The 4,286-nt window shown below is 71.0% G+C and carries 3 protein-coding genes; all 3 read right to left on the bottom strand.

The window, feature by feature from the left end:
• Positions 1-162 precede the first annotated feature (162 nt).
• Positions 163-2,358: a xanthine dehydrogenase family protein molybdopterin-binding subunit gene (locus GPA27_RS27845; RefSeq protein ID WP_169143655.1), complete on the bottom strand. Its 2,196-nt coding sequence runs from the start codon at positions 2,356-2,358 to the stop codon at positions 163-165.
• The gene (locus GPA27_RS27840; RefSeq protein ID WP_169143654.1) at positions 2,355-2,828 is read right to left on the bottom strand and encodes a (2Fe-2S)-binding protein; all 474 of its coding nucleotides are present in this window, start codon (positions 2,826-2,828) and stop codon (positions 2,355-2,357) included. The genes GPA27_RS27845 and GPA27_RS27840 overlap by 4 nt, the downstream gene beginning before the upstream one ends.
• 94 nt (positions 2,829-2,922) lie before the next feature.
• On the bottom strand, positions 2,923-4,286 hold a 1,364-nt coding region (locus GPA27_RS27835; protein ID WP_169143653.1), incomplete at its 5' end, for a 4Fe-4S binding protein.

Genomic DNA, 4,286 nt, shown 5'->3' with positions numbered 1-4,286 from the left:
GGGTGGGGATGGGTTAAACGGACCGGGCAGAAACCCATCCCCCTCCTAGCCGGTAGTCTCGGCGTCGCCTCGCCGCTCTGCAGGCGGCGAGCAGTGCTCACCGAAATCCCTGCTCCGCCCCCCTTGAAGGGGGAGGAACACGGTCCCGAGCAGGCCGTCCGCTCAGGCCTTCAGCTGTTCCCCGATCGGCAGCGTGCGGATGCGCTTGCCGGTCGCGGCGAACAGCGCGTTCACCAGCGCCGGTGCGAGCGGCGGCACCCCCGGTTCGCCGACCCCGGTCGGCTTCGCGGCCGAGCGCACGATATGCACCTCGACCCGGGGCATCTGGTCGATGCGCAGGATCGGGTAGTCGTGGAAGTTCGACTGTTCGACGACGCCGTCCTTGAGCGTGATCGCGCCGCTGAGCGCGGCGGCGAGCCCGAAGCCGATGCCGCCCTCCATCTGCGCGCGGATCACGTCCGGGTTCACGGCGATGCCGCAATCCACCGCACACACGACGCGATCGACGGTGAAGCCGCCGTCGGGCGCGACCGTGACCTCGACCACCTGCGCGACGAAGGTGTTGAAGGACTCGTGCACCGCGACGCCACGACCGCGCCTGCCGGTTTTGCCCGGCGCGAGCGGCCTGCTCCAGCCGGCCTTGTCGGCGGCGAGTTTGAGCACGCCGGCGTGGCGCGGATGCGCGCCGAGGAGGTCGAGCCGGTACGCGACCGGATCGGCGCCCGCGGCCGTCGCCAGCTCGTCGAGGAAGACTTCGGCCGCGAACGCCGTGTGCGTCGAGCCCACCGAGCGCCACCACAGCACCGGCACCTTCACGTCCTTGCTGGTCGTGTGCAGTTCGACCTGCAGGTTGGGGATCGCATAGGGCAGGTTCGCCGCGCCTTCGACCGAGGTTGCGTCGATGCCGTCCTTGACCATCCCGGCCTCGAACGGCGTGCCGGCGAGGATCGACTGGCCGACGACGCGCTGCGCCCACGCGAGCGGCTTGCCCTGCGCGTCGAGCGCGGCGCGCAGGCGGTGCAGGTACAGCGGCCGGTAGTAGCCGGCGCGCATGTCGTCCTCGCGCGACCACACCAGCTTCACCGGCGCCTCGCCGCGGATCGCCTTCACGATGTGCGCCGTCTCCAGCACGTAATCGGCGGCCGGGTTCGCGCGCCGGCCGAAACTGCCGCCGGCGAACAGCATGTTGAGCTTCACCTGCTCGGGCTTGAGGCCGAAGAAGGCGGCCAGCGTGTACTGGTCGCCGGTCTGGAACTGCTCGCCGTTCCACACTTCGCAGCCCTGCGCGTCGATGCGCATCACGCAGTTGAGCGGCTCCATCGGCGCATGCGCGAGGTAGGGGAAGGCGTATTCCGCCTCCAGCGCCTGAGCGCCCTCGGCCAGCGCCTTGTCCGTGTCGCCGTCGCGGCGCGCGACCAGTCCCGGCGTCGCGGCGAGTTTCCGGTAGTCGGCGAGGATCTGCGCCGAGCTGCCGCGGTAGGCGGCGCTGTCGTCCCAGTCGATCTGCAGCGCGTCGCGCCCCTTCTTCGCGGTCCAGTAGTCGCGCGCCAGCACCGCGACGCCCTGCGGGATGCGCACGACGCGCAGTACGCCCGGCACCGCGCGCGCCGCCCGTTCATCGACCGTGCGCACGGTCGCGCCGAAGCGCGGCGGGTGCGCGACGACCGCGACGAGCATCCCCGGCAGCTTCACGTCCTGCGTGAACAGCGCGCGGCCGGTGGTCTTCTCGACGCTGTCCTTGCGCGGCACGTGACGCCCGATCAGCGTGAAGTCCTTCGGATCCTTCAGGCGCACGTCCTGCGGCACCGCCTGTTTCGCTGCGGCCTCGGCCAGTTCGCCGAAGCTCGCCTTGCGCCCGCTCTTCGCATGGCTGACGACGCCCGCCTTGACGCGGATCTCGCCGGCCGGCACCTTCCAGCGCGCGGCGGCCGCCTGCACCAGCATCGCCCGCGCGCTCGCGCCCGCGTGGCGCAGCTGTTCGAAGGAGTTGGCGATCGCGGTGCTGCCGCCGGTGCCCTGCGACGGGCCCCACAGCAGGTTGTTGTAGCGCTTGGCGTCCGCCGGGGCGCCTTCGACGACGACCTGCGCCCAGTTGGCGTCCAGCTCCTCGGCGACCAGGGTCGCGAGGCCGGTGTAGGTGCCCTGACCCATCTCCAGATGCTTGGCGATGACCGTCACCCGGTTGTCGGCGCCGATGCGAACGAAGGCATTCGGCGCGAAGGCGGCTTCCATGCCCTGCGAATCCTTCGCCGCCGCCGCCAGTGCGGCGTCCGCGCCCGGCAGCACCAGCCCCAGCGTGAGGCCGGCGCCGGCCTTGAGGAAGTCGCGGCGCGACACGTTCTCGATACGGGTCGTCATGCCGCGCCCCTCCCCGCGAGGCTCTTCGCGGCTTCGTGGATCGCGGCGCGGATGCGCACGTAGGTCGCGCAGCGGCACAGGTTGCCGGCCATCGCCGCGTCGATGTCCGCGTCGCTCGGCCGCGGCGTCTTCGCCAGCAATGCGGTCGCTGCCATGATCTGGCCGGACTGGCAGTAGCCGCACTGCACGACGTCGAGCTTCTGCCACGCCGCCTGCACTGCCGCGCCGACGCGGTTCCTGCCGATCTGTTCGATGGTCGTGACGTGCTTGTCGGCGACCTCCGAAACCGGCGTCGAACAGGACTTCACCGCGACGCCGTCGACATGCACCGTGCACGCGCCGCACAGCCCCATGCCGCAGCCGAACTTGGTGCCGGTGAGTTCCAGTCCGTCGCGCAGCACCCACAGCAGCGGAGTGTCCTCGGGCAGGGAGGTGTTGACCTTCTGCCCGTTGAGGATGAATCGGGTCATCTGCAATCTCCTGTCGGGGCGGCCCCGGTCGCTGGCCGGGATGCCGATGCCCACAGGTTAGATTATTTATCTTGCAAGATCGACCCGGCGCGCATTACCAGACGTAATACATCAGCACCCACGGTGCGACCGCTGCCGCCGATGCTGCGGCGAAGGCGAGCAGGGCGGCGATGCGCCGCAGCGTCGGCGCCACGCTGCGGCGGACGTGGACGGCCGCCAGGCCCAGGCTCGCCAGCGTCGCCGCCGCGAGCAGCGTGGCGCGCGCTTCGGGCAGCGCCGTGAGGATCACGCCTTCGGCCGCCAGCAGGGTCACCGTGAGGCCCGAGAGCCCGAGGAACACGCCGGCACCGCCGAGCGGGATCAGCGCGTAGGCGAGCCGCAGGCGCGCGGCCGCCTCGCCCAGCAGGCCGGCGGCGACGCGCAGCCACAGCGTGATCCAGCCGCCGAGCACCTGCGCCGTGGCGCCGATGTACGCGAGGATCATGATTCCGTCGAGCCACGTGAATACGTCATTCGCTTCCGGGTAGTGGGTCAGCAGCCACCACGGGATGTCGTCGCCGAGCAGCGCGAAGGCGTCGCGCTCGACCAGCCATTCCGCGGCGGCGAGTTTCGCGCGCACGAACCACGGCGAGGCCGACCACTGGAAGGCGCCGATCGCCGTGCCGATGATGCCGAACACCAGCAGGCGCACTTCCCAGCGGTCCGCGTCCTGCGCGTCGAGCTGTGCGACCTCGCTGCCGGGCGCGCGCGCGGCGAGGCTCACGGCGTCGCGATGCCCCGCGCAGCGCCCGCACATGTGGCAGTCGGCGGCGCTCTCCATGCGGCGGATGTCGACCAGCGGCGCGCAGTTGATCGGGATCACCTTCTTCGCGCCATACGACTCCCACGCCGCGCGATCGGTGCGGAAATGCACCGGCGCGAGCCGCGACAGCAGGCCGAACACGCCATTCACCGGGCACAGGTGGCGGCACCATACGCGCTTGCCGCGGCCGTAGACCAGACCCACGGCGACCGCGGCGACGGTCGAGCCGCCCAGCACCAGCAGCGCCGCCTTGGGGTACTCGTACACGCTCACGAGCTGGCCATACACCGTCGTGGCGAGGAAGGCAACGAAGGGCCAGCCGCCCCACTTGATCCAGCGCGGCACCGGGCGGCCGAGGCCGAAGCGCGACACCTGCTCCGAGACGAAGCCCTCCGGGCACATCACGCCGCACCATACGCGCCCCATCAGCATCATCGACACCAGCACGAAGGGCCACCAGATGCCCCAGAACGCGAACTGCGCGAACAGCGTCAGGTTGTTCCACAGGTGCGCGCCCGAGTCCGGCAGCGGCAGGAAGGCAGGGGTGATGACGAGGAACAGGTAGGCGGCGAGGATCACCCATTGCGCGCCGACGATCCAGCCGCGATGGCGGCGCATCAGTTCGCCGATACGGGCGAGGCGCGGGCGGGTGGGGG

Origin of the sequence: Aromatoleum toluolicum (assembly GCF_012911005.2) — a bacterium.
Lineage (GTDB): Bacteria > Pseudomonadota > Gammaproteobacteria > Burkholderiales > Rhodocyclaceae > Aromatoleum > Aromatoleum toluolicum.
The sequence above is the reverse complement of the archived record's forward strand: the minus strand, read 5'-3'. Positions and strand labels throughout refer to the sequence as shown.

Coding starts and splice junctions, on each gene's coding strand:
- GPA27_RS27845 (WP_169143655.1), bottom strand. CDS start 2,358: ATGACGACCCGTATCGAGAACGTGTCGCGCCGCGACTTCCTCAAGGCC.
- GPA27_RS27840 (WP_169143654.1), bottom strand. CDS start 2,828: ATGACCCGATTCATCCTCAACGGGCAGAAGGTCAACACCTCCCTGCCC.